Source organism: Escherichia sp. UTM R2 (assembly GCF_048593455.1).
Lineage (GTDB): Bacteria > Pseudomonadota > Gammaproteobacteria > Enterobacterales > Enterobacteriaceae > Escherichia > Escherichia coli.
Map to the genome: position 1 here is coordinate 2,413,223 of NZ_JBFWDY010000002.1, position 23,416 is coordinate 2,436,638.

At 47.5% G+C, this 23,416-nt stretch carries 21 protein-coding genes and 3 pseudogenes; 11 read left to right on the plus strand and 13 right to left on the minus strand.

The window, feature by feature from the left end:
* Positions 1-202 precede the first annotated feature (202 nt).
* Positions 203-1,108 carry a transcriptional regulator FeaR gene (gene feaR / locus AB4H76_RS12465; RefSeq protein ID WP_001067523.1) on the plus strand — a complete coding sequence of 302 codons (906 nt, stop codon included), beginning with the start codon at positions 203-205 and terminating at the stop codon, positions 1,106-1,108.
* A 171-nt stretch (positions 1,109-1,279) separates the two neighbouring features.
* Here feaR and AB4H76_RS12470 read toward each other — a convergent pair whose 3' ends face one another.
* From AB4H76_RS12470 to AB4H76_RS12480, 3 genes are read right to left on the minus strand one after another with little or no spacing between them, the layout of a single operon-like run.
* Positions 1,280-1,609: a YdbL family protein gene (locus AB4H76_RS12470; protein WP_001345059.1), complete on the minus strand. Its 330-nt coding sequence runs from the start codon at positions 1,607-1,609 to the stop codon at positions 1,280-1,282.
* A 4-nt stretch (positions 1,610-1,613) separates the two neighbouring features.
* Positions 1,614-1,799, minus strand: coding sequence for a YnbE family lipoprotein (locus tag AB4H76_RS12475; RefSeq protein WP_000698141.1), 186 nt, complete (start codon positions 1,797-1,799; stop codon positions 1,614-1,616).
* Positions 1,796-4,435, minus strand: coding sequence for a YdbH family protein (locus AB4H76_RS12480; protein WP_024243334.1), 2,640 nt, complete (start codon positions 4,433-4,435; stop codon positions 1,796-1,798). Before AB4H76_RS12480 ends, AB4H76_RS12475 begins: the two co-directional genes overlap by 4 nt.
* A gap of 207 nt (positions 4,436-4,642) precedes the next feature.
* Between AB4H76_RS12480 and ldhA the strand changes: the two genes are divergently transcribed.
* Both ldhA and hslJ read left to right on the plus strand, forming a co-directional pair.
* The gene (gene ldhA / locus AB4H76_RS12485) at positions 4,643-5,632 is read left to right on the plus strand and encodes a D-lactate dehydrogenase (protein ID WP_000762229.1); all 990 of its coding nucleotides are present in this window, start codon (positions 4,643-4,645) and stop codon (positions 5,630-5,632) included.
* A gap of 110 nt (positions 5,633-5,742) precedes the next feature.
* Positions 5,743-6,165, plus strand: coding sequence for a heat shock protein HslJ (gene hslJ, locus AB4H76_RS12490; RefSeq protein ID WP_001298828.1), 423 nt, complete (start codon positions 5,743-5,745; stop codon positions 6,163-6,165).
* Here the strand turns inward: hslJ and AB4H76_RS12495 are convergent.
* Positions 6,162-6,428, minus strand: a complete 267-nt coding sequence (locus AB4H76_RS12495; RefSeq protein WP_001295715.1) for a DUF333 domain-containing protein — start codon at positions 6,426-6,428, stop codon at positions 6,162-6,164. The two genes, hslJ and AB4H76_RS12495, sit on opposite strands and share 4 nt — an antisense overlap.
* 273 nt (positions 6,429-6,701) lie before the next feature.
* On the opposite strand from AB4H76_RS12495, the gene nifJ reads away from it, so the two are divergent.
* The 3 genes from nifJ to uspF all read left to right on the plus strand — a co-directional run bounded on the left by nifJ (position 6,702) and on the right by uspF (position 12,301).
* Positions 6,702-10,226: a pyruvate:ferredoxin (flavodoxin) oxidoreductase gene (nifJ, locus tag AB4H76_RS12500; protein ID WP_000628174.1), complete on the plus strand. Its 3,525-nt coding sequence runs from the start codon at positions 6,702-6,704 to the stop codon at positions 10,224-10,226.
* Between the two features lie 366 nt (positions 10,227-10,592).
* Positions 10,593-11,726: a porin OmpN gene (gene ompN / locus AB4H76_RS12505; protein WP_000837924.1), complete on the plus strand. Its 1,134-nt coding sequence runs from the start codon at positions 10,593-10,595 to the stop codon at positions 11,724-11,726.
* A gap of 140 nt (positions 11,727-11,866) precedes the next feature.
* On the plus strand, positions 11,867-12,301 hold the full coding sequence (gene uspF / locus AB4H76_RS12510; protein ID WP_001295593.1) for a universal stress protein UspF: 435 nt from the start codon (positions 11,867-11,869) through the stop codon (positions 12,299-12,301).
* 264 nt (positions 12,302-12,565) lie between these two features.
* On the opposite strand, the gene AB4H76_RS12515 is transcribed toward uspF, so the two are convergent.
* Positions 12,566-12,739 carry a hypothetical protein gene (locus AB4H76_RS12515; protein WP_001157925.1) on the minus strand — a complete coding sequence of 58 codons (174 nt, stop codon included), beginning with the start codon at positions 12,737-12,739 and terminating at the stop codon, positions 12,566-12,568.
* A 339-nt stretch (positions 12,740-13,078) separates the two neighbouring features.
* Here AB4H76_RS12515 and AB4H76_RS12520 point away from each other — a divergent pair, with 339 nt between their 5' ends.
* The 3 genes from AB4H76_RS12520 to AB4H76_RS12530 all read left to right on the plus strand — a co-directional run bounded on the left by AB4H76_RS12520 (position 13,079) and on the right by AB4H76_RS12530 (position 14,401).
* Positions 13,079-13,192, plus strand: coding sequence for a YnaM/YnfT family protein (locus AB4H76_RS12520; RefSeq protein ID WP_120795384.1), 114 nt, complete (start codon positions 13,079-13,081; stop codon positions 13,190-13,192).
* 68 nt (positions 13,193-13,260) lie between these two features.
* Positions 13,261-13,494 carry a cold shock protein YdfK gene (ydfK, locus tag AB4H76_RS12525; protein ID WP_000836768.1) on the plus strand — a complete coding sequence of 78 codons (234 nt, stop codon included), beginning with the start codon at positions 13,261-13,263 and terminating at the stop codon, positions 13,492-13,494.
* A 316-nt stretch (positions 13,495-13,810) separates the two neighbouring features.
* Positions 13,811-14,401, plus strand: a complete 591-nt coding sequence (locus tag AB4H76_RS12530) for a recombinase family protein (RefSeq protein WP_000078178.1) — start codon at positions 13,811-13,813, stop codon at positions 14,399-14,401.
* Positions 14,402-14,498: 97 nt separating this feature from the next.
* On the opposite strand, the gene AB4H76_RS12535 is transcribed toward AB4H76_RS12530, so the two are convergent.
* From AB4H76_RS12535 to AB4H76_RS12570, 8 genes and pseudogenes are all read right to left on the minus strand, one after another.
* Positions 14,499-15,074 carry a tail fiber assembly protein gene (locus AB4H76_RS12535; RefSeq protein WP_001351719.1) on the minus strand — a complete coding sequence of 192 codons (576 nt, stop codon included), beginning with the start codon at positions 15,072-15,074 and terminating at the stop codon, positions 14,499-14,501.
* Positions 15,074-15,580: pseudogene (locus tag AB4H76_RS12540) on the minus strand (tail fiber protein); the annotation flags it as partial. The pseudogene AB4H76_RS12540 and the gene AB4H76_RS12535, both read right to left, overlap by 1 nt.
* A 74-nt stretch (positions 15,581-15,654) precedes the next feature.
* Positions 15,655-16,749: a terminase small subunit gene (locus AB4H76_RS12545; RefSeq protein ID WP_000089447.1), complete on the minus strand. Its 1,095-nt coding sequence runs from the start codon at positions 16,747-16,749 to the stop codon at positions 15,655-15,657.
* 3 nt (positions 16,750-16,752) lie between these two features.
* Entirely contained in the window at positions 16,753-16,962 is a 210-nt protein-coding gene (locus AB4H76_RS12550; RefSeq protein WP_000126788.1) for a hypothetical protein, read from the minus strand.
* Positions 16,940-17,872: a hypothetical protein gene (locus AB4H76_RS12555; RefSeq protein WP_001204037.1), complete on the minus strand. Its 933-nt coding sequence runs from the start codon at positions 17,870-17,872 to the stop codon at positions 16,940-16,942. The genes AB4H76_RS12550 and AB4H76_RS12555 overlap by 23 nt, the downstream gene beginning before the upstream one ends.
* Positions 17,865-18,656 (minus strand): ParB/Srx family N-terminal domain-containing protein, encoded by a 792-nt coding sequence (locus AB4H76_RS12560; RefSeq protein WP_001291094.1) that lies wholly within the window; start codon positions 18,654-18,656, stop codon positions 17,865-17,867. Before AB4H76_RS12560 ends, AB4H76_RS12555 begins: the two co-directional genes overlap by 8 nt.
* 137 nt (positions 18,657-18,793) lie before the next feature.
* A complete protein-coding gene (trkG, locus tag AB4H76_RS12565; RefSeq protein WP_001097895.1) occupies positions 18,794-20,251 on the minus strand; it encodes a Trk system potassium transporter TrkG in 1,458 nt (485 codons plus the stop codon).
* A gap of 137 nt (positions 20,252-20,388) precedes the next feature.
* A pseudogene (locus AB4H76_RS12570) lies at positions 20,389-20,712 on the minus strand (lysis protein); the annotation flags it as partial.
* Here AB4H76_RS12570 and recE point away from each other — a divergent pair.
* A pseudogene (recE, locus tag AB4H76_RS12575) lies at positions 20,712-22,592 on the plus strand (exodeoxyribonuclease VIII); the annotation flags it as partial. The pseudogenes AB4H76_RS12570 and recE overlap by 1 nt on opposite strands.
* A complete protein-coding gene (gene recT / locus AB4H76_RS12580; protein ID WP_000166319.1) occupies positions 22,585-23,394 on the plus strand; it encodes a recombination protein RecT in 810 nt (269 codons plus the stop codon). The pseudogene recE and the gene recT, both read left to right, overlap by 8 nt.
* The last annotated feature ends 22 nt before the right edge of the window (positions 23,395-23,416 follow it).

Sequence of the window (23,416 nt, forward strand, 5' to 3'; positions counted from 1 at the left end):
AGTGTACGCAGCGACAAGAAAAGTCACTTTTTTCGCTGTGACATTCGCTTTGTCAGCTGTGACAAGCTCCGCAAATCGTGACAATAACCGCTTATGTCTCTATGCCTGACAAGACTTATTTCCTATAGTCAGGCTCATTAGCTTCGTTTATTGCAACACAAATGCAACAATAAAAATACATTTCACAGAGCGAAAACGTGCCATGAACCCCGCAGTGGATAATGAGTTTCAGCAATGGCTTTCCCAAATCAATCAGGTATGCGGAAATTTTACCGGACGCCTGCTGACTGAGCGTTACACGGGTGTACTGGAAACGCATTTTGCCAAAGGACTAAAGCTGAGTACCGTGACAACCAACGGAGTGAATTTATACCGCACCTGGCAGGAAATAAAAGGCAGCGACGATGCCTGGTTTTACACCGTTTTTCAACTTAGTGGTCAGGCAATAATGGAGCAGGATGAGCGTCAGGTGCAGATTGGCGCTGGCGATATTACGTTACTCGATGCCTCACGCCCCTGTTCGCTTTACTGGCAGGAGTCTTCTAAACAGATTTCATTACTTTTGCCACGCACTCTGCTGGAACAATATTTTCCCCATCAAAAACCTGTCTGCGCAGAAAGACTGGACGCTGACTTACCCATGGTGCAACTCAGTCATCGCCTGTTACAGGAGAGCATGAATAATCCGGCACTTTCTGAAACAGAAAGTGAAGCTGCGCTACAGGCGATGGTGTGTCTGCTTCGCCCGGTACTTCATCAGCGGGAATCTGTTCAACCTCGTCGTGAACGTCAGTTTCAAAAAGTGGTTACGTTGATAGACGATAATATTCGCGAAGAGATATTACGCCCGGAGTGGATAGCCGGAGAGACAGGTATGTCAGTACGTAGTTTGTACCGAATGTTTGCCGATAAAGGTTTGGTAGTCGCGCAATATATTCGTAACCGTCGTCTCGATTTTTGTGCAGATGCGATTCGCCATGCCGCAGATGATGAAAAACTGGCAGGCATCGGCTTTCATTGGGGATTTTCTGACCAGAGTCATTTTTCAACGGTATTTAAGCAACGCTTTGGGATGACGCCAGGCGAGTATCGACGTAAATTCCGCTAACTAATTGGCGTTGTGTGTACTGCAACGCCAATTAGTTAAAACAGATATTTGACTATGCATTTTTCAGGGCGAAAGGCAATTTGACAGGAGTTTTTGAATATTCACCTTGTTTCAGGAAAATAGATCAATCGCTTTCTCCTGTAGCGTTATCCCGATATTGCGGTTTTGCTATTAAAATTTTCGCACCCATTTACCGTTTATCCCTTGTACATATTCCCCCGGTTTGGCCCGAGCTACGAGCTTTTGCCCGGCGAGTTTCGCGATATCATCTACAGACACATTATTTTGCTTTGCCAGTTGTTGGTAACTCGCTTTACGTTCGGCATTAATGTCGGTTACTAATTTCTCTGTTTCAGCATCCGTTTTCAGCGCAACCAGATAACCATAAAATGTTTCACCTACCCGCCCCTGAGTTCTGGCTTCATCCAGAGTCAATGCCATTACATTGCTGCTTACCAGCCCAACAAGAAACGCACAAAAAAGTAATGTTTTCTTCATCATCGCCTCAGAAAAGATCGCTACGAGTTTCAAGCAGCTCTTCGACATCTTTGTCTGCCTTGATGATGATCTCATGCTCAATTTTAACGTTCATATTGATAGTGATCGGTTCCTTGGGCGCAGCGACTTCAATACGCGGCGTACAGGCAGCCAGCATAAAAGATGACGTCAACGCAGCCAGTAAAATTTTCATTGTTTTTCCTCACACTCTTTTCCTTGCGGACAGTCATTTCCCGGCAGACGTGCGTTCTGCTCCAACCATGCCTGGAGATTATCGCCAAAGCGTAAACTGCGCCACAGCGTAAAAATATTCTCTTCATGATAGTAATTAAGGTTTACCGTACCGCTTTTACCATCAACGCGACTGGTACCTGTAATGTTGGCCTGCATGGTTAATAAACCGAGATTATCTAAATTAATATTTGTCGATGAACGGCTAATTTCCATATAGCGCAACCAGTTAATTGCTGAACCCGCAGTCATATTGTCTTTCACCACCGCATCTGCGGTGTCTTTATCCAGCCGCAAGGTCATTGGCCCGCTATTTGCCAGCCAACCATCTTTCACTATCCATTTTTCGTTGTTTAGCCATAACGGCAATGCACCACTAAATGCCCCGGACATGGCGAATTGTTTCGGATTGACGGCGCTAACCAGTTCGCTGGATGAGAGATTATTCAGCCGCAACAGCGCCGGGTCATGTTGCGGCATACGTAATTGTTTCATCAGTACGTTACCGCCTAACACATCGACGCTAACATCAGTCAACAGCAAGGGTTCTTCTTCAGTCCACGGATAACGCCCTTGCAAATCAGCCGTAATATTTTTCGCTGTCACCAGATTAATCACTTCGGCAATTCGCAACGTAACGGGGCCGCGAGTCCCCAGATGCCAGGCTCCATCGGCAAAACGGAAAGGCAGGACAAAATCGACACCGTTAACCTGATTATCTGGCATCCAGGCACTACCGCCTTTCAACACGCCGTGTCCTCCCGCGCGGAATCCTTGTTCAGGCGCAGCAGAAAATGCAACCTGAGCATACAGTTCACCATCGCGTAAGTTCATCTTCCAGTCGGGTGGCACCAGCGGCTGAAATACAGTCAGTGATTGTTTTGGCCACCAGGCGTTACCGCGCAGACGAATACCGTCCCAGCGACCATTTACCCGAACCGGGCCAATCTCACCAGCATGTAAATCGCCTTTAAAGAGGAAATACGTCGGATCGCGCCCATCGACGCTAAATTTTAAGGTTGATGGCGGTAACACACTGCCGCCAGTGAACAGCGTTTGCCCGGCGTCCAGTGACAGCGCGCCGCTGAAGGAGGGATGCTGTGCGTCACGTACCCAGACGACGGGCTTGTCGAGAATTAATCGCGGCTTTTCTACCGTCATCGTACCGTATTGTAACTGGTCGAAACCGGTGGAGAGGTCGGTCAGCGTAATCGTGCTGTCATGCCATTCACCTTTTCCTGCGACATCCCAGGTGGCATTCATCGGTGTAAAACTGCCTTTTCCCCAGTAGCGCCACTGCCAGCGGCCCGCGTCAGGGAGAAAATCATTCGCCAGCCCATCCATATGCAGCACGAAATCGCCCAGTTCATTTTCATGCGCCTGCAAAATGGCCTGCAAACGTCCGTCAACACCACGTTGGGTGACTTTTACACCCGCTAAAGGCCAGCGGATTTCATCGATGTCCAGCGAATCGATGACTCTTCCCTTTGAACGAAGTAACGCGCCTGGCTCAAAGGTCAGCGTTGGGTCAGACAGACTTCCACTTAGCTGCGCAGGTAAACGGGCATATAAAATCAGGTCCGCCTGTTTCGCTTCACCGGTCAGCTGCAGAGGCAGCTGACTGTTATCCATGCTTAATTTTCCTGGGCCAAAATTTAGCACCGCGTTGCCTTTACCCGCTTGCCCCTGGGTCAGCACACTCAGTCGTCCGCTGATCAGAGCGTTCTCAAGCCCTGCCTGCCAGTTGTCGACTTTGACACCCAGTCGGCCACTCAAAGGAAAACCTGCATACGGCCAACTCCAGCGACCATCGCTTACGGTCAATTGTTGACGAGTAATTTGCCACGGCAAATCGAGCAACGGATCGCCGTTATCCCGTGCCAGCACAATCAATTGCCCGCTATTTTCCTGCCAGTCCAGCTCTGCATCCACCAGTGACGGTTCCTGCGGCAAGTTTAACGTCGCAGTAGCATGCCCACTTACAGGAAGTCCATCCGGCACGAGCGGCATAGTAAATTCCCCCACCAGTTTAACCGGCGGCTGATTTTCAAACGCGACGACATCCAGTTCGCTGACTGTAAGTTGTTGCCCTTTCAGCTGGCCTTGAAATTTAACTTTTTCGCCCTGATAACGCAGTTGCTGGATATCAGAGGTTAATGCGAGAGAGAGTTTTCCCTGCCATTCCTGCCAGGGAGAAAAAATCAGTTTATCGATATTGATCCAGGTGTTAGGCAGCATGGACTGCCACTGCGCGAGGGTTTTTGGAGCAGCTGGCGATTGCTCCGTCTGCGGCAATTTCGCCAGACAAGCAGAATCAAGTTCTACCGTGCCGACGTTCAATAACCAGCGGCTGGGATGTGAAAGGCTGGCGTTGGTGATATGCGCAAGCTGACAATCTCCCACCAGATAACGGAGATCGGGAATGATTAAACCTTTACGCGTAATGCGTGGGCTTTCATCTAATGCAATACGTGTCCCGAGCGGTAGCCAGATGCCCGCCAGCGTGGGAACCCACAGCCCGAGCGTCATCAGCAGCGTCAACGGCACAAGAATAATCAGTAATAACAGCGCGAGAACGGCTTTATATTTACCCAGCATGGGTAGTTAATATCCTGATTTAGCGAAAAATTAAGCATTCAATACGGGTATTGTGGCATGTTTAACCGTTCAGTTGAAGGTTGCGCCTACACTAAGCATAGTTGTTGATGAATTTTTCAATATCGCCATAGCTTTCAATTATATTTGAAATTTTGTAAAATATTTTTAGTAGCTTAAATGTGATTCAACATCACTGGAGAAAGTCTTATGAAACTCGCCGTTTATAGCACAAAACAGTACGACAAGAAGTACCTGCAACAGGTGAACGAGTCCTTTGGCTTTGAGCTGGAATTTTTTGACTTTCTGCTGACGGAAAAAACCGCTAAAACTGCCAATGGCTGCGAAGCGGTATGTATTTTCGTAAACGATGACGGCAGCCGCCCGGTGCTGGAAGAGCTGAAAAAGCACGGCGTTAAATATATCGCCCTGCGCTGTGCCGGTTTCAATAACGTCGACCTTGACGCGGCAAAAGAACTGGGGCTGAAAGTAGTCCGTGTTCCAGCCTATGATCCAGAGGCCGTTGCTGAACACGCCATCGGTATGATGATGACGCTGAACCGCCGTATTCACCGCGCGTATCAGCGTACCCGTGACGCTAACTTCTCTCTGGAAGGTCTGACCGGCTTTACTATGTATGGCAAAACGGCAGGCGTTATCGGTACCGGTAAAATCGGTGTGGCGATGCTGCGCATTCTGAAAGGTTTTGGTATGCGTCTGCTGGCGTTCGATCCGTATCCAAGTGCAGCGGCGCTGGAACTCGGTGTGGAGTATGTCGATCTGCCAACCCTGTTCTCTGAATCAGACGTTATCTCTCTGCACTGCCCGCTGACACCGGAAAACTACCATCTGTTGAACGAAGCCGCCTTCGATCAGATGAAAAATGGCGTGATGATCGTCAATACCAGTCGCGGTGCATTGATTGATTCTCAGGCAGCAATTGAAGCGCTGAAAAATCAGAAAATTGGTTCGTTGGGTATGGACGTGTATGAGAACGAACGCGATCTGTTCTTTGAAGATAAATCCAACGACGTGATCCAGGATGACGTATTCCGTCGCCTGTCTGCCTGCCACAACGTGCTGTTTACCGGGCACCAGGCATTCCTGACAGCAGAAGCTCTGACCAGTATTTCTCAGACTACGCTGCAAAACTTAAGCAATCTGGAAAAAGGCGAAACCTGCCCGAACGAACTGGTTTAATCTTGCCGCTCCCCTGCAACCCAGGGGAGCTGATTCAGATAATCCCCAATGACCTTTCATTCTCTATTCTTAAAATAGTCCTGAGTCAGAAACTGTAATTGAGAACCACAATGAAGAAAGTAGCCGCGTTTGTTGCGCTAAGCCTGCTGATGGCGGGATGTGTAAGTAATGACAAAATTGCTGTTACGCCAGAACAGCTACAGCATCATCGCTTTGTGCTGGAAAGCGTAAACGGTAAGCCCGTGACCAGCGATAAAAATCCGCCAGAAATCAGCTTTGGTGAAAAAATGATGATTTCCGGCAGCATGTGTAACCGCTTTAGCGGTGAAGGCAAACTGTCTAATGGTGAACTGACAGCCAAAGGGCTGGCAATGACCCGTATGATGTGCGCTAACCCGCAGCTTAATGAACTCGATAACACCATTAGCGAAATGCTGAAAGAAGGTGCACAAGTGGATCTGACCGCGAACCAGTTAACGCTGGCGACCGCGAAACAGACATTAACTTATAAGCTGGCGGATTTAATGAATTAATAGCTGCCACAGCTCCCGGCGGCAAGTGACTGTTCGCTACAGCGTTTGCCGTTGGGTAATGCACACATCCCAATCGCCGTACCATCCAGTTGACGGGCAACAGAAAGCGAACCGCCGATCATTGCACAATTTGCTTCTCCACTACTGGACATCGACGCTTTTAAACCTGGCGCTACGTGCGCCGCAGTCGCCTGCTGAACAGGCTCACTACTACACGCCGACAACAATAAAGCGGCACACCCTACCCAAAACGCTGCTCGCATCTCTTCTTCCTCTGATCTTCAAGCCAAACGACACCGCCATAAATAATAGGCAGCACAGAGGGCGACGTCGAGAGCTGTCCTGCGCGTTGCCCCGCATTTTTACTTTTTTATGGCTATTTTTTTGCCCTCTGTTTGATCAAAACATTCATTACGCTGATGTGGGGGACACAAAAGCGAAAATGCAGAAGAAAGCCATTTGCTAAAATTGAAAGATTACTACTGGGCGCGCAGCAATTTCGTGCGCCCCTCATTTGCGCAATGTAAGGGTGTCATATGATTACTATTGACGGTAATGGCGCGGTTGCTTCGGTGGCGTTTCGCACCAGTGAAGTTATCGCCATCTACCCTATTACCCCCAGTTCCACGATGGCAGAACAGGCTGATGCCTGGGCCGGAAACGGCTTGAAGAACGTTTGGGGAGACACACCACGCGTGGTTGAAATGCAGTCGGAAGCGGGTGCTATCGCTACCGTGCATGGCGCTTTGCAGACGGGTGCCCTTTCAACATCGTTTACGTCATCGCAGGGTTTGCTGCTGATGATCCCGACGCTGTACAAACTGGCAGGCGAACTCACACCGTTTGTCCTGCATGTAGCGGCACGTACCGTTGCCACACATGCACTCTCTATTTTTGGCGATCATTCCGACGTCATGGCGGTGCGCCAGACGGGTTGCGCGATGTTGTGTGCGGCAAACGTCCAGGAAGCGCAAGACTTTGCTCTCATTTCGCACATCGCGACGCTGAAAAGCCGCGTGCCATTTATTCATTTCTTTGATGGTTTCCGCACGTCCCACGAAATCAATAAAATTGTCCCGCTGGCCGATGACACTATTCTTGATCTCATGCCGCAGGCCGAAATTGATGCTCATCGCGCCCGGGCGCTCAACCCGGAACATCCGGTGATCCGCGGTACGTCCGCCAATCCTGACACTTATTTCCAGTCTCGCGAAGCCACCAACCCCTGGTACAACGCGGTCTATGACCATGTTGAACAGGCGATGAATGATTTCGCTGCCGCGACAGGTCGTCAGTATCAGCCGTTTGAGTATTACGGGCATCCGCAAGCGGAACGGGTGATTATCCTGATGGGCTCTGCCATTGGCACCTGTGAAGAAGTGATTGATGAATTGCTAACCCGTGGCGAAAATGTCGGCGTGCTGAAAGTTCGCCTGTACCGCCCCTTCTCCGCTAAACATTTACTGCAAGCTCTGCCGGGATCCGTACGCAGCGTGGCGGTACTGGACAGAACCAAAGAACCCGGTGCCCAGGCAGAACCGCTCTATCTGGATGTGATGACCGCACTGGCAGAAGCCTTTAATAATGGCGAGCGCGAAACTCTGCCCCGTGTCATTGGTGGGCGCTATGGTCTTTCATCCAAAGAATTTGGCCCGGACTGTGTACTGGCGGTATTTGCCGAGCTCAACGCGGCTAAACCGAAAGCGCGCTTTACGGTTGGTATTTACGATGATGTGACTAATCTGTCACTGCCGTTGCCGGAAAACACCCTGCCAAACTCGGCGAAACTGGAAGCCTTGTTTTATGGCCTTGGTAGTGATGGCAGCGTTTCCGCGACCAAAAACAATATCAAGATTATCGGTAATTCCACGCCGTGGTACGCACAGGGCTATTTTGTTTACGACTCCAAAAAGGCGGGCGGCCTGACGGTTTCTCACCTTCGAGTGAGCGAACAGCCGATTCGTTCCGCTTATCTCATTTCCCAGGCTGATTTTGTTGGCTGCCACCAGTTGCAGTTTATCGATAAATATCAGATGGCTGAGCGTTTAAAACCTGGCGGCATTTTCCTGCTCAACACACCGTACAGCGCAGATGAAGTGTGGTCGCGCTTGCCGCAAGAAGTTCAGGCCGTGTTAAACCAGAAAAAAGCGCGCTTCTATGTGATTAACGCGGCGAAAATCGCCCGCGAATGTGGCCTGGCGGCCCGTATTAATACCGTCATGCAGATGGCTTTTTTCCATCTGACGCAAATTCTGCCTGGCGATAGCGCCCTCGCAGAATTGCAGGGTGCGATTGCCAAAAGTTACAGTAGCAAAGGCCAGGATCTGGTGGAACGCAACTGGCAGGCTCTGGCGCTGGCGCGTGAATCCGTAGAAGAAGTTCCGTTGCAACCGGTAAATCCGCACAGCGCCAATCGACCGCCAGTGGTTTCCGATGCCGCCCCTGATTTCGTGAAAACCGTAACCGCTGCGATGCTCGCCGGGCTTGGTGACGCCCTCCCCGTTTCGGCGCTGCCGCCAGACGGCACCTGGCCGATGGGCACTACGCGCTGGGAAAAACGCAATATCGCCGAAGAGATCCCCATCTGGAAAGAGGAACTCTGTACCCAATGTAACCACTGCGTTGCCGCTTGCCCACACTCAGCTATTCGCGCAAAAGTGGTGCCGCCTGAAGCGATGGAAAACGCCCCTGCCAGCCTGCATTCGCTGGATGTGAAATCGCGTGATATGCGCGGGCAGAAATATGTCTTGCAGGTGGCACCGGAAGATTGCACCGGTTGTAACCTGTGCGTCGAAGTTTGCCCGGCGAAAGACCGTCAGAATCCAGAGATTAAAGCCATCAATATGATGTCTCGCCTGGAACATGTCGAAGAAGAGAAAATCAATTACGATTTCTTCCTCAACCTGCCAGAAATCGACCGTAGCAAACTGGAACGTATTGATATTCGTACATCGCAGCTGATTACACCGCTGTTTGAATATTCAGGTGCTTGCTCCGGTTGTGGCGAGACGCCGTATATTAAATTACTGACTCAGCTCTATGGCGACCGGATGTTGATCGCTAACGCCACTGGCTGTTCTTCAATTTATGGCGGTAACCTGCCCTCTACACCGTATACCACCGATGCCAACGGTCGTGGGCCGGCATGGGCGAACTCTCTATTTGAAGATAATGCCGAATTTGGCCTTGGTTTCCGCCTGACGGTCGATCAACACCGTGTCCGCGTGCTGCGTCTGCTGGATCAATTTGCCGATAAAATCCCGGCGGAATTACTGACGGCGTTGAAATCAGACGCCACGCCAGAGGTTCGTCGTGAACAGGTTGCAGCTTTACGCCAGCAACTCAACGATGTTGCCGAAGCACATGAACTGCTACGTGATGCAGATGCACTGGTGGAAAAATCAATCTGGCTGATTGGTGGTGATGGCTGGGCTTACGATATCGGCTTTGGCGGTCTGGATCATGTATTGAGTTTGACGGAAAACGTCAACATTCTGGTGCTGGATACGCAATGCTATTCCAACACCGGTGGTCAGGCGTCGAAAGCGACACCGCTGGGTGCAGTAACTAAATTTGGCGAGCACGGCAAACGTAAAGCGCGTAAAGATCTTGGCGTCAGTATGATGATGTACGGTCATGTTTATGTGGCGCAGATTTCTCTCGGCGCGCAGCTGAACCAGACGGTGAAAGCGATTCAGGAAGCGGAAGCGTATCCGGGGCCATCGCTGATCATTGCTTATAGCCCGTGTGAAGAGCATGGTTACGATCTGGCACTCAGCCACGACCAGATGCGCCAACTCACAGCTACCGGCTTCTGGCCGCTATATCGCTTTGATCCGCGTCGTGCCGATGAAGGCAAACTGCCGCTGGCCTTGGATTCACGCCCGCCGTCAGAAGCACTGGAAGAAACGTTACTTCACGAGCAACGTTTCCGTCGGCTGAATTCGCAGCAGCCAGAAGTGGCAGAACAGTTATGGAAAGATGCTGCAGCTGATTTGCAAAAACGCTATGACTTCCTGGCACAAATGGCCGGAAAAGCGGAAAAAAGCAACACCGATTAAATGCTCTGGATAAGGATTATCCAATTCTAAAAAAAAAGCCCGGACGACTGTTCGGGCTTGTCTTTTTATATGTTGGAAAATCAGTGGCAATGCAATGGCCCAACAGAAAATAAAATCTGTGACAATAAAGGCATATAACCCGCGCAGAATAACGTATAGCAAATTAAAAGTATAATTTTTATTTTGTATGTATTATCTTCGATACATTCACCAGACTTATTATCATTTCAGAGGAATTATTTGATTAAGGTTTTACTTAAGGCGTAACAAATGATATTTATCGGCTAACTGAACTTCTCCTTTAGGATGTTTTCACTCCCCGAAATGGGGATAAAAGGCAAATAAAATAACTAAAGGATTTATTCAATGAAAAGCAAAGTACTGGCACTTTTAATTCCTGCCCTGCTCGCCGCAGGTGCTGCACATGCAGCCGAAGTTTATAATAAAGACGGCAACAAATTAGATCTGTATGGCAAAGTTGATGGCCTGCATTATTTTTCTGATAATTCAGCGAAAGATGGCGACCAGAGCTATGCGCGTCTGGGTTTTAAAGGCGAAACCCAAATTAACGATCAACTCACTGGCTACGGTCAATGGGAATACAATATTCAGGCAAACAACACTGAATCTTCAAAAAACCAGTCATGGACCCGTCTGGCATTTGCCGGGCTGAAATTTGCAGATTACGGTTCTTTCGATTACGGACGTAATTATGGCGTAATGTACGACATCGAAGGCTGGACCGATATGCTGCCTGAATTTGGCGGTGACTCTTATACCAATGCAGACAACTTTATGACTGGTCGAGCCAATGGCGTCGCGACTTATCGTAATACTGATTTCTTCGGTCTGGTAAATGGTCTGAACTTCGCGGTGCAGTATCAAGGTAACAACGAAGGAGCCAGTAATGGTCAGGAAGGCACCAACAACGGACGTGATGTTCGCCATGAAAACGGTGACGGCTGGGGTCTTTCCACAACATATGATTTAGGCATGGGCTTTAGCGCTGGTGCGGCATACACCTCTTCTGACCGCACCAATGACCAGGTTAACCATACTGCGGCGGGTGGTGATAAAGCAGACGCGTGGACTGCTGGGCTAAAATACGATGCTAACAATATTTACCTGGCAACCATGTATTCAGAAACGCGTAATATGACCCCGTTTGGCGACAGCGATTATGCTGTGGCAAACAAAACCCAGAATTTTGAAGTCACTGCACAGTACCAGTTTGATTTTGGTCTGCGTCCGGCAGTCTCTTTCCTGATGTCTAAAGGCCGTGACCTGCACGCTGCGGGTGGTGCAGACAACCCGGCAGGTGTTGATGATAAAGATCTGGTTAAATACGCCGATGTTGGCGCGACTTACTATTTCAATAAAAACATGTCCACCTACGTTGACTATAAAATCAACCTGTTGGATGAAGATGACAGCTTCTACGCTGCCAATGGCATCTCTACCGATGATATTGTCGCTTTAGGTCTGGTTTATCAGTTCTAAATCCTCCTGCCCGCTGTTATGGCGGGCTTTTTCTGCTTATTCTTCCTCCTTTGATCTAAATTAAAAATGTGAACTCCGTCATTACACAAAAAGTGTCATCTGGCGTTACACTTTATGCGGATACTAAAACAGGAGGTTTTATGAACAGAACGATTCTTGTCCCTATCGATATTTCCGATTCAGAATTAACTCAACGCGTGATTAGCCACGTTGAGGCAGAGGCAAAGATTGATGATGCAGAGGTTCATTTCCTGACGGTAATACCTTCACTGCCCTACTATGCCTCTCTGGGTTTAGCGTATTCCGCAGAATTACCGGCAATGGATGACCTGAAAGCGGAAGCCAAATCGCAACTGGAAGAGATCATTAAAAAATTTAAACTGCCAACCGACAGAGTGCATGTCCATGTTGAGGAAGGCTCGCCCAAAGACCGCATTCTGGAATTGGCGAAGAAGATCCCCGCTCATATGATCATCATTGCTTCCCATCGACCGGATATCACCACTTATCTGCTCGGTTCCAACGCCGCAGCTGTAGTGCGTCACGCAGAGTGCTCCGTGCTGGTTGTGCGCTGACACTAACGCCCGCACATTGCTGCGGGCTTTTTGATTCATTTCGCAAATGTGCTGACATTTTCCCCTCTAATCCGTACCATACACGCCACAGTTTTTATATCAGATTTCTTATGCTGGGCGTTCCGGCATGACGCATACTCTTCTGATGCCATATAACGAATTGAGTCGCTTTTAAATGTCGCAAAATCAAGAAATTAGTAAGAAAGAACAATACAACCTGAACAAGTAAGGGCAAAAATCACAACTATCTGACTCATAAGTGTTTTACTTATTTTTCAATGTGTTAAACATCATCAGCGAGAACAATAAACTACGATAATCCACTCTTTTTTTGCCCCTTTTTTGCCCCTTTTGCAGCGTTTTGCCCCATTTTTGCCACAAAAAAAAATTCCAAAACGTCTCAATCAAAGTCAAACCAACCGCAGCACGTTCTTGCATACGACGTGACTGCGGTTTTTCAACTATTCAGATACATCACTCCCATCACATTCATTCCTCCGCATCATAGGCATATAGGCTATATCACCTTGATATTTTTCTTCTTCAGATAAAAACTGTTATCTATGTATACTTTTAAACCCAATCCGTGTAGAGTCTCTGCATAAGATAGTTTGCAGTTGCCGCTTCAGCTTGCGCCATAAACCGCCTGATTTTTGCTGCCACCTGTTAGCATTCCTGTATACCTGAAACGACAATGTTTATCTACGAACTTTAAGAACACCCAAGATAAAAATTGTCAACTATATCATATATAACACATTACTAATTCGAGGTTATATGAACAGCATACTGATAATCACATCTCTCCTTATCATATTCAGCATTTTTAGTCATGCCCTAATAAAATTAGGGATTGGCATATCCAATAACCCAGACAAAACCGATGTATAAGTCAACATATCCTGAATCAGACATACAATATCGCAATGAAAATCAATAATATTTTAAGGAATATCTTCATGAAATCAAAAGACACCCTAAAGTGGTTCCCTGCGCAGCTTCCTGAAGTAAGAATTATCCTAGGGGATGCTGTAGTGGAAGTAGCAAAACAGGGAAGACCTATCAATACCAGAACATTGCTTGATTACATTGAAGGAAACATAAAGAAAAAATCATGGCTGGATAACAAAGAATTATTACAAACAGCGATATCAGTTCTTAAAGACAACCAAAATTTAAATGGTAAAATGTAATATAATAAACTTACTTTTTTATCATTTTTCCACTTTAACAACATTTTGCTCCACTTTTCCACGACCAAACAACTTGAAATCTGGTTAAAATAACACGCAACACTATTCTTCTTCCTTGAGTCCGCCCGGAACTCGAAAAACAAACCGAGTTAAAGCCATTTTTCACAAAATCGATTTTGGGTCTCACCAAAATTACGGGGTTGCATACGCATTCGTTTATTTTCGAACGTGTACATACAAATATGCACAAAAATAATCATAATTATTTTCTGAGATGCATTATGATATGAACACCAATTTCGTATAGAGTCTCACTATGTCTCAAATTTTTGCTTACTGTCGGATATCAACGCTGGATCAGACCACCGAAAATCAACGCCGGGAAATCGAAAGTGCAGGTTTTAAAATCAAACCTCAGCAAATAATCGAAGAACACATTAGTGGCTCAGCAGCAACCAGTGAGCGTCCTGGTTTTAACCGGTTGCTTGCTCGCCTGAAATGTGGTGATCAATTGATTGTGACAAAACTGGATCGCCTTGGTTGTAATGCAATGGATATCAGGAAAACAGTGGAACAACTGACCGAAACAGGTATCAGAGTGCATTGCTTAGCATTGGGGGGCATTGACCTGACCAGTCCAACAGGAAAAATGATGATGCAAGTAATTTCAGCAGTCGCTGAATTTGAACGAGACCTTTTACTTGAACGCACTCATTCCGGGATAGTAAGAGCCCGCGGCGCAGGGAAACGTTTTGGTCGACCACCTGTGTTAAATGAAGAACAGAAACAGGTGGTATTCGAACGAATTAAGTCAGGTGTAAGTATAAGTGCCATTGCCCGGGAATTCAAAACCTCGCGGCAAACCATTTTAAGAGCCAAAGCAAAACTTCAGACACCTGACATATAAAAAATAATCTCGGTGTGAGATGCTTTACGTCTTCCAAGCCCCCTTCCTTGCCGTAAATGGAAAGATACATCTAATTATAGAATTTATATGTTTTACCCTACGGCAGTGCTGGCCATTCAATATCCTGTGAAGTTGACGTATCAACACGGTTCAGCAATACCCGATACTTTTTCCATGCTTCCAGCAACGAGATTTCTTCCTCCGTTGCAATTTCCAGATCTGCAGCATCCTGAAGCGGCGCAATATGCTCACTGGCTACCTGCATCAGGTTGTTTTTTGTTTCTTCCGCCTCCCGGATCCGGAACAGTTTTTCTGCTTCCGTATCCTTCACCCAGGCTGTGCCGTTCCACTTCTGAAACTCCCCTTCCGGCGATAACCAGGTAACATTTTCCGGTAACGGACCGAGTTCAGAAATAAATAACGCGTCGCCGGAAGCCACGTCATAAACCGTTTTACCCCGATGATCTTCAACGAGATGCCACGATGCCTCATCACTGTTGAAAACAGCCACGAAGCCTGCCGGAATATCTGGCGGTGCAATATCGGTACTGTTTGCTGGCAGACCTGTATGAGGCGGAATATATGCATCACCTTCACCAATAAATTCATTAGTTCCGGCCAGCAGATTATAAATTGTTATGGTCCGTGGTTGTTCACTCATTCTGAATACCATTATGCAAGCCTCACAATATAGTTAAATGCGATGTTTTTGACGGTGTTTTCCGCGTTACCAGCAGCGTTAACGGTGATGGTGTGTCCATGTGAGCCAATCGCAACCGAGTGCGTATGAGCACCAATACCCACAGTATGTGCGTGTGCACCTGCGCTTGCAGCAGTACCCGATACAGAGTGCGTATGAGCGCCTGCAGAAGAAGTGTTAACACTGTATTTAGAATAATCAGATGCTCCACTTCCCGGAGCACCACTGGAACCACCTGAAACAAATGTCATCGAATGGGTATGTGCACCGGCTGAAGCAGCCGTACCGCTAACACTATGGGTATGCGCCCCGGTGTTATTCGTGGATTTAGTGCCGTAATCAAACGACGATGTGTTTTTCGTCCCCAAATCCGTACTGGATGCGCTGGCGCTGTGGGTGTGCGATTTAATGCCGTCCTGTTCCTGAGATAATACGGCTCGACCACTGGCAGGTTTGCCCTTAATCGTCCAGCCACGCATAACCAGCCTCATAAATTGCCAGCTCGTTCAGCTCTCCGGAGAGACTGGTAAACATGCTGTTAATAGCAGTGCGGTTAAGCGTCGGAGAGATCATCTTCATCACTCCTTACTCTGGCATCAACCACATTAATATTGATCGCCACAGGCTGGGGATGTTCATTATCTTCCACCGTTTCGATCTCTTTGCGCAGCTTCTGGTTTTCCATTCTGCGCCGTTCAATTTCCAGTTCCTGTAGCCGTTTATCTGCACATAAAGCCCCGCCAGCAGAAAACAAACGCAACAATTCACGCCGGGCGGCAGCCTTATCCTCCAGCAGGATCTCAACGCCGAATTTTCCGAATTTTGCCCCTGCATATAATTGCCGCGCATCCCCATCAAGCAGAGTGGTATCAGCCATATAAAGCTGTCCCGTTCCCTCACCGCAGCACTTCGGGCAGTCCGGATTGGGTATGGCGTTATCAACAAAGCCGAGGCCTCCATATTCCGGTTCGGGTTTGCCATCTCTGGAAGCCTGCGCCGCTGCCTTGTCGAATTCTGCTATATCGCGCCACTGGTAGAGATGATTCTCGCCCCAGCAATAACGGCAGTTAACACGGCGAAATTGTGCAAGCTGATTGGGGTCGGCCAGGACAATAGCCATCAACTGACTCACTAGTAAATCCAGGTCTGCGGTATAGCGTTTCTGGTACTGATTGCGGAAGTAGCTGATAGCGCGAAAAACCCTGGCATTTCTAAGCATACGACTGGCGTTGCTGTTAGCTGTCGCACCTTGCCCCTCATAACCGGCTAGTCGGTACGCCTCTGTCGGCTTTTTACCCTGAGCAACAAGCATCGCAAACTTAGCCTGCTGGTCAGAAATGCCGAATTCATCGGGACAGAACGAAAATTCCTCCGCGTCGCCCTCATTCAGGCCCGCATCGAATACTGGCTTTTTTTCCTGAGATTTTTCGTTCCGCTTTTGTGCAGTCTGCGCAGATTTTTTCTGCGCACTTTTTTGCGCAGTTTTGCACATTTCTGTCTGCGCATTTTTCGGAGTTTTTTTGATGTAACGACGGGCTGTTGCGTAATTCAGTCCCCTTGCTTCACACCATGCCACCGGAGATATACCGGAGCGGGTGTATTCAGCAATATACTCCTGCTGCAACGCCCCCCAGTCCGGTCTGCTCATCAGTTAGTCCTGATTTTTATCCACCCTGAGTAGTTCGCGCAGAGCAAAGGCATCCCCTTTTCTGGCAAGCTTAAACAATGCCGCTCGTAACTCGGCTTCACCTTTCGCTCTGCCCTTACGGATGGCCGCATAAAAATCTGTCATTGCTTCCCGATTTTCTTTCAGTCGGTTCAGATCAACATCCAGAACGTCAGCGATTTGTTGTGCAGTCATCCGGCACGCTGCCAGAGACTCGACTTTCGAATACGGAATCATTTGTCACCCCCATTGATATGCAGGGTGTCTTCTTCCTGTATTTTTCGTGAAGGATTTTTACTGCAGCGTTGTTCCAGGTGACCTGATGGTGAATGCGTTTATGGCTGGCACCCATCAGTGAGATTTTTACGCACGACGGCGCATACATGACGGAGTAAAAACTTTTAACGTAGGTTCCGGAATCCAGATACAGCTCGGTCATTCCGCCGCTGTTTTTCTGCGTCTGTTTCTGCCCTAACTGGACAGCACCGATCGTCATAAACAATTCACCACAGCGACCGAGATTCGTGTACGTATTCACATCCTCGTTAATGCGCCCCATGAATGAGAACGGTCGATCAACCGAACAGATAAAGCTGTTCATTGCCTTGCGTTTCACCCACGAAGCATGGCCGCCATTGTCACCAAGAAAATCCCCGCCCTGCGACATAGCGATGGAAAGAGCAGGTATTGATTCGTAGTACGCCAGCATTTCAGAAAGGATCGCATCCAGTTTCCTTATCGGAAAATAGGCCTGGTCATAGTTGCGATCCACCCGAAACTGGAACTCGTGATAATCATCATCGAGCTGAATGAAGTATTTACACCCGACCAGTTTTGCCAGGTCGAAACAGGCATTACGGGCGTAAAAAATTGAGCGGCGGTCACAGAAATTATCGGCTTCGTCAAAACGACTGGCGATATCGGCTTTGGAAAACACCAGCACCTGTTCACCAAATTCAGCCATGTACTGATTTCGTGTCTTATCTTCATCATCAACAACGATAAAAATTTTCCCGGTATAGCCAGCACGACGCAACGTCCGGTAAGTCAGAACTTTGTCCGGTCGCCCGTGAGTCAGAATAAAGGCGCAAAAATCATCACGCATATTCCTCCTCCTCACCACCATGCATGATCTCCACCATGCGCTGCGTCATCCGGACAAATCCATTTTCAATAGCCTGCTGATAATCAATGATCACCAGCGCCGACTCCTCGAAAAAACACTGAATTTCAGAGGGGGCGTGAGCGTAATAGTCCGCAATTCTGCTGAAATTAAACACCGTGTGACGTTCTGCCGCACACAGGAGGAATTTCTCAATATCAGGCTCAAGGGACGCCGAACGTATCCGGCTGATCAGCTCCTGAGTTTTCGTATCGTCGTACAGTTCACTGATATCCGGTTTACCGCCCGACGGCTCATAAACAGGCGTATCAATTTTCGTCGTATACGGCTCCTCCTCATTTCCTGTACCGGGCAAAACATCCGTCAACAGTTCATCAATTTCTGTCGGGATGAAGCCTGTCAGGGAGACATCAAAATCAGCATTGATTAGGTCCGACAGCTCCATCCGCAACAGATCTTCATCCCAGCCAGCATTCATCGGCAGGCGATTATCTGCCAGGCGGTACGCCTTTTTCTGCTCATCCGTCAGGCCAGACAGAACAATGACCGGAACAGAATCCATTTTGAGCATTTCAGCCGCCATAACACGACCGTGACCCGCAATAATTTCGCCCTTTTCGTCAATCAGCACCGGATTAGTCCAGCCGAATTGCTTAATACTTTCTACCAGTTGTGCCACCTGCTCAGGGCTGTGCGTCCTGGCGTTGTGCGCATACGGTGACAATTCTTGTAATGGGCGATAGACTATCTTTAATTTCTCGCTCATACAGCCTTGCTTTATGAATAAAACGCACCCCAGCAGCCAGTGCTACTGGGGACGGAGGGGTTGCTGGTAAAGTTAGGTATTGGATCAATGAGTGAGTCAACATAATATTAAACTCACAATTATAAATCAGCCATATATTAGGAGCGCCAAAAAAAACCTGAAAACAATATAATAACAGGATAAATTTCAAGGCGACCAAGAATCATAGCTATGCACATTAAACATTTTGCAATGTCATTAAGCACTCCGAATGACGATGCAGTAGCCCCAAAACCTAATCCCATATTATTAATACATGCAGCCACTGTTGCAAATGATGTAAGAAAATCATATCCCATACCATTTAACACCAGTATAAAAAACACCGTGAAGAGAGTATAAAGAAAAAAGAAACTCCATACAGACCTCATTACACGATCTGTAACTATCTTCCCTCCTACATTTACACTCAACAACGCTCTGGGATGAGAAAGCTGATTTATCTCGTGTTTGCTTTGTTTGAAAAGTATAAGAAATCGAAGTGACTTAATTCCACCACAAGTTGAACCTATACATCCCCCAAAGAAACTTGACAACAGCAAAAACACTATCGTGTGCGTGGGCCAACTTGCATAATCCTGCGTAGCTAAACCATTATCAGTGAGCATGGAGCTGGCAAGAAAAAACGAATGAATAAAACTTCCATGCAAGTCATACATACCTATATGCCAGACCTGGAAAGAGGTAACAATGATCACCCCTAAGGCTATTAACAGAAAGAAACGAAGTTCAATATCTCTGATTAAAGGTTTTATCGTTTTCCTGCTAATAACAATATACCAAAGAGTGAAGTTGAAAGCCGATAGCAGGGAAAAAGAACCAGCCACCAGCTCAACCAAATAGTTATTAAAATATCCGATACTCTCGCTATGAGTTGAGAAACCACCAAGCGAAACTGTGGAAATCCCGTGACAAATAGCATCAAACAAAGGCATTCCTGCAAGTCTATAACAGACAATACAAGCAATACCTAATAAAGAATAAGTTATCCACAGTGTCCGTGACGTATCGGCCAGGCGGGGAGTGAGTTTGTCATCCTTAAATGGCCCCGGCATTTCTGACTGATAAAGCTTTGCACCACCAATACCCAATAATGGCAATACAGCAACCGCCAGAACAATAACTCCTAAACCACCTATAAAATTTAACTGTGACCGATAGTACAAATATGCCCGAGGTAATGAACTAACATCATCAATTACAGTTGCTCCTGTTGTTGTTATTCCAGAAACCCCTTCAAACAGAGCATCAATGAACGTTAAATTAAGTTCTGAGTCAATCCATAAAGGGAATGCACTAATAACAGAAAACAAAATCCAAAACATTACAATTATAATAAACCCATCACGGGTACGTAATTGAATGCCAGATTTCTTAGTTGTATACCACGCTCCGCCACCAATGCAAAAAAATATAACGAAAGTTATAAAGAAAACGAACAGGCTTTTTTCTTTATAAAACAATGCTACAACCATTGGTGGCAACATTGAAAGACTATAGAGCCAAACCAGGAACCCACACATATGAGTAACAACTCTTACATGAGATGTATTCATATCTAAATATTCTTTCAATTATAACCACCTTGCTGCAATATTATGATTATACTGTATAAAATTTAACTCCTCTTAGATCTTACTTCACTGTTCCTTATGAAACAATCATCAAAATGAATCATATTGTAGTTAAGATTTTACTTTAAACACTGCTCGGTTATGTATTGCTGAGCACCTTCAAGTTGGGCCTGCATCATTACCAGTCGTTCCCGGAGGGTGAAATAATCCCGTTCAGCGGTGTCTGCCAGTCGGGGGGAGGCTGCATTATCCACGCCGGAGGCGGTGGTGGCTTCACGCACTGACTGACAGACTGCTTTGATGTGCAACCGACGACGACCAGCGGCAACATCATCACGCAGAACATCATTTTCAGCTTTCGCATCAGCTAACTCCTTCGTGTATTTTGCATCGAGCGCAGCAACATCACGCTGACGCATCTGCATGTCAGTAATTGCCGCGTTCCGGTGCTAATGCTGGCGGCGGAAACCTCACCGATCGCGGCGAAGGTTTCGTACACGATCTGACGTCACTGGCGCGCGACGTAGCCACTGGCGTACTGGCCCGTTCAATGGATCTGGACATCTATAACCTTCATCCGGCACACGCTAAACGCATTGAGGAAATTATCGCTGAAAATAAACCGCCCTTTTCTGTTTTCCGCGACAAATTCATCACCATGCCTGGCGGGCTGGATTATTCCCGCGCCATCGTGGTTGCGTCCGTAAAAGAAGCACCAATTGGGATCGAGGTCATCCCCGCGCACGTCACTGAATATCTGAACAAAGTACTGACTGAAACCGATCATGCCAACCCTGATCCGGAAATCGTGGATATTGCCTGCGGTCGCTCCTCTGCCCCGATGCCGCAGCGAGTAACAGAAGAAGGAAAACAGGATGATGAAGAAAAACCGCAACCATCTGGAACAACGGCAGTTGAACAGGGAGAGGCTGAAACAATGGAACCGGACGCAACTGAACATCATCAGGACACGCAGCCGCTGGATGCTCAGTCACAGGTAAATTCTGTTGATGCGAAATATCAGGAACTGCGGGCAGAACTCCATGAAGCCCGGAAAAACATTCCATCAAAAAATCCTGTCGATGCCGATAAATTGCTTGCTGCATCACGTGGTGAATTTGTTGACGGAATTAGCGACCCGAACGATCCGAAATGGGTAAAGGGGATCCAGACTCGCGATTGTGTGTACCAGAACCAGCCAGAAACGGAAAAAACCAGCCCAGATATGAATCAACCTGAGCCAGTAGTGCAACAGGAACCGGAAATAGCCTGCAATGCCTGCGGCCAGACTGGCGGGGATAACTGCCCTGACTGTGGTGCGGTGATGGGCGACGCAACATACCAGGAAACATTCGCTGAAGAGAGTCAGGTTGAAGCTAAGGAAAATGATCCGGAGGAAATGGAAGGCGCTGAACATCCGCACAATGAGAATGCTGGCAGCGATCCGCATCGCGATTGCAGTGATGAAACTGGCGAAGTCGCAGATCCCGTAATCGTAGAAGACATAGAGCCAGGTATTTATTACGGAATTTCGAATGAGAATTACCACGCGGGTCCCGGTATCAGTAAGTCTCAGCTCGATGACATTGCTGATACTCCGGCACTATATTTGTGGCGTAAAAATGCCCCCGTGGACACCACAAAGACAAAAACGCTCGATTTAGGAACTGCTTTCCACTGCCGGGTACTTGAACCGGAAGAATTCAGTAACCGCTTTATCGTAGCACCTGAATTTAACCGCCGTACAAACGCCGGAAAAGAAGAAGAGAAAGCGTTTCTGATGGAATGCGCAAGCACAGGAAAAACGGTTATCACTGCGGAAGAAGGCCGGAAAATTGAACTCATGTATCAAAGCGTTATGGCTTTGCCGCTGGGGCAATGGCTTGTTGAAAGCGCCGGACACGCTGAATCATCAATTTACTGGGAAGATCCTGAAACAGGAATTTTGTGTCGGTGCCGTCCGGACAAAATTATCCCTGAATTTCACTGGATCATGGACGTGAAAACTACGGCGGATATTCAACGATTCAAAACCGCTTATTACGACTACCGCTATCACGTTCAGGATGCATTCTACAGTGACGGTTATGAAGCACAGTTTGGAGTGCAGCCAACTTTCGTTTTTCTGGTTGCCAGCACAACTATTGAATGCGGACGTTATCCGGTTGAAATTTTCATGATGGGCGAAGAAGCAAAACTGGCAGGTCAACAGGAATATCACCGCAATCTGCGAACCCTGTCTGACTGCCTGAATACCGATGAATGGCCAGCTATTAAGACATTATCACTGCCCCGCTGGGCTAAGGAATATGCAAATGACTAAGCAACCACCAATCGCAAAAGCCGATCTGCAAAAAACTCAGGGAAACCGTGCACCAGCAGCAGTTAAAAATAGCGACGTGATTAGTTTTATTAACCAGCCATCAATGAAAGAGCAACTGGCAGCAGCTCTTCCACGCCATATGACGGCTGAACGTATGATCCGTATCGCCACCACAGAAATTCGTAAAGTTCCGGCGTTAGGAAACTGTGACACTATGAGTTTTGTCAGTGCGATCGTACAGTGTTCACAGCTCGGACTTGAGCCAGGTAGCGCCCTCGGTCATGCATATTTACTGCCTTTTGGTAATAAAAACGAAAAGAGCGGTAAAAAGAACGTTCAGCTAATCATTGGCTATCGCGGCATGATTGATCTGGCTCGCCGTTCTGGTCAAATCGCCAGCCTGTCAGCCCGTGTTGTCCGTGAAGGTGACGAGTTTAGCTTCGAATTTGGCCTTGATGAAAAGTTAATACACCGCCCGGGAGAAAACGAAGATGCCCCGGTTACCCACGTCTATGCTGTCGCAAGACTGAAAGACGGAGGTACTCAGTTTGAAGTTATGACGCGCAAACAGATTGAGCTGGTGCGCAGCCTGAGTAAAGCTGGTAATAACGGGCCGTGGGTAACTCACTGGGAAGAAATGGCAAAGAAAACGGCTATTCGTCGCCTGTTCAAATATCTGCCCGTATCAATTGAGATCCAGCGTGCAGTATCAATGGATGAAAAGGAACCACTGACAATCGATCCTGCAGATTCCTCTGTATTAACCGGGGAATACAGTGTAATCGATAATTCAGAGGAATAATTCAGGCTGGCGGTGTAATGCA

Bases quoted from the DNA above. Each gene is read 5' to 3' on its own strand.
- hslJ (WP_001298828.1), top strand. From the start codon at position 5,743: ATGAAGAAAGTAGCCGCGTTTGTTGCGCTAAGCCTGCTGATGGCGGGA.
- AB4H76_RS12530 (WP_000078178.1), top strand. From the start codon at position 13,811: ATGTCTCAAATTTTTGCTTACTGTCGGATATCAACGCTGGATCAGACC.
- trkG (WP_001097895.1), bottom strand. From the start codon at position 20,251: ATGAATACATCTCATGTAAGAGTTGTTACTCATATGTGTGGGTTCCTG.
- nifJ (WP_000628174.1), top strand. From the start codon at position 6,702: ATGATTACTATTGACGGTAATGGCGCGGTTGCTTCGGTGGCGTTTCGC.
- ydfK (WP_000836768.1), top strand. From the start codon at position 13,261: ATGAAATCAAAAGACACCCTAAAGTGGTTCCCTGCGCAGCTTCCTGAA.
- AB4H76_RS12470 (WP_001345059.1), bottom strand. From the start codon at position 1,609: ATGATGAAGAAAACATTACTTTTTTGTGCGTTTCTTGTTGGGCTGGTA.
- uspF (WP_001295593.1), top strand. From the start codon at position 11,867: ATGAACAGAACGATTCTTGTCCCTATCGATATTTCCGATTCAGAATTA.
- ldhA (WP_000762229.1), top strand. From the start codon at position 4,643: ATGAAACTCGCCGTTTATAGCACAAAACAGTACGACAAGAAGTACCTG.
- AB4H76_RS12535 (WP_001351719.1), bottom strand. From the start codon at position 15,074: ATGGTATTCAGAATGAGTGAACAACCACGGACCATAACAATTTATAAT.
- feaR (WP_001067523.1), top strand. From the start codon at position 203: ATGAACCCCGCAGTGGATAATGAGTTTCAGCAATGGCTTTCCCAAATC.
- AB4H76_RS12555 (WP_001204037.1), bottom strand. From the start codon at position 17,872: ATGCGTGATGATTTTTGCGCCTTTATTCTGACTCACGGGCGACCGGAC.
- AB4H76_RS12475 (WP_000698141.1), bottom strand. From the start codon at position 1,799: ATGAAAATTTTACTGGCTGCGTTGACGTCATCTTTTATGCTGGCTGCC.
- AB4H76_RS12495 (WP_001295715.1), bottom strand. From the start codon at position 6,428: ATGCGAGCAGCGTTTTGGGTAGGGTGTGCCGCTTTATTGTTGTCGGCG.
- ompN (WP_000837924.1), top strand. From the start codon at position 10,593: ATGAAAAGCAAAGTACTGGCACTTTTAATTCCTGCCCTGCTCGCCGCA.
- recT (WP_000166319.1), top strand. From the start codon at position 22,585: ATGACTAAGCAACCACCAATCGCAAAAGCCGATCTGCAAAAAACTCAG.
- AB4H76_RS12515 (WP_001157925.1), bottom strand. From the start codon at position 12,739: ATGCAAGAACGTGCTGCGGTTGGTTTGACTTTGATTGAGACGTTTTGG.
- AB4H76_RS12550 (WP_000126788.1), bottom strand. From the start codon at position 16,962: ATGACTGCACAACAAATCGCTGACGTTCTGGATGTTGATCTGAACCGA.
- AB4H76_RS12480 (WP_024243334.1), bottom strand. From the start codon at position 4,435: ATGCTGGGTAAATATAAAGCCGTTCTCGCGCTGTTATTACTGATTATT.
- AB4H76_RS12545 (WP_000089447.1), bottom strand. From the start codon at position 16,749: ATGAGCAGACCGGACTGGGGGGCGTTGCAGCAGGAGTATATTGCTGAA.
- AB4H76_RS12560 (WP_001291094.1), bottom strand. From the start codon at position 18,656: ATGAGCGAGAAATTAAAGATAGTCTATCGCCCATTACAAGAATTGTCA.
- AB4H76_RS12520 (WP_120795384.1), top strand. From the start codon at position 13,079: ATGAACAGCATACTGATAATCACATCTCTCCTTATCATATTCAGCATT.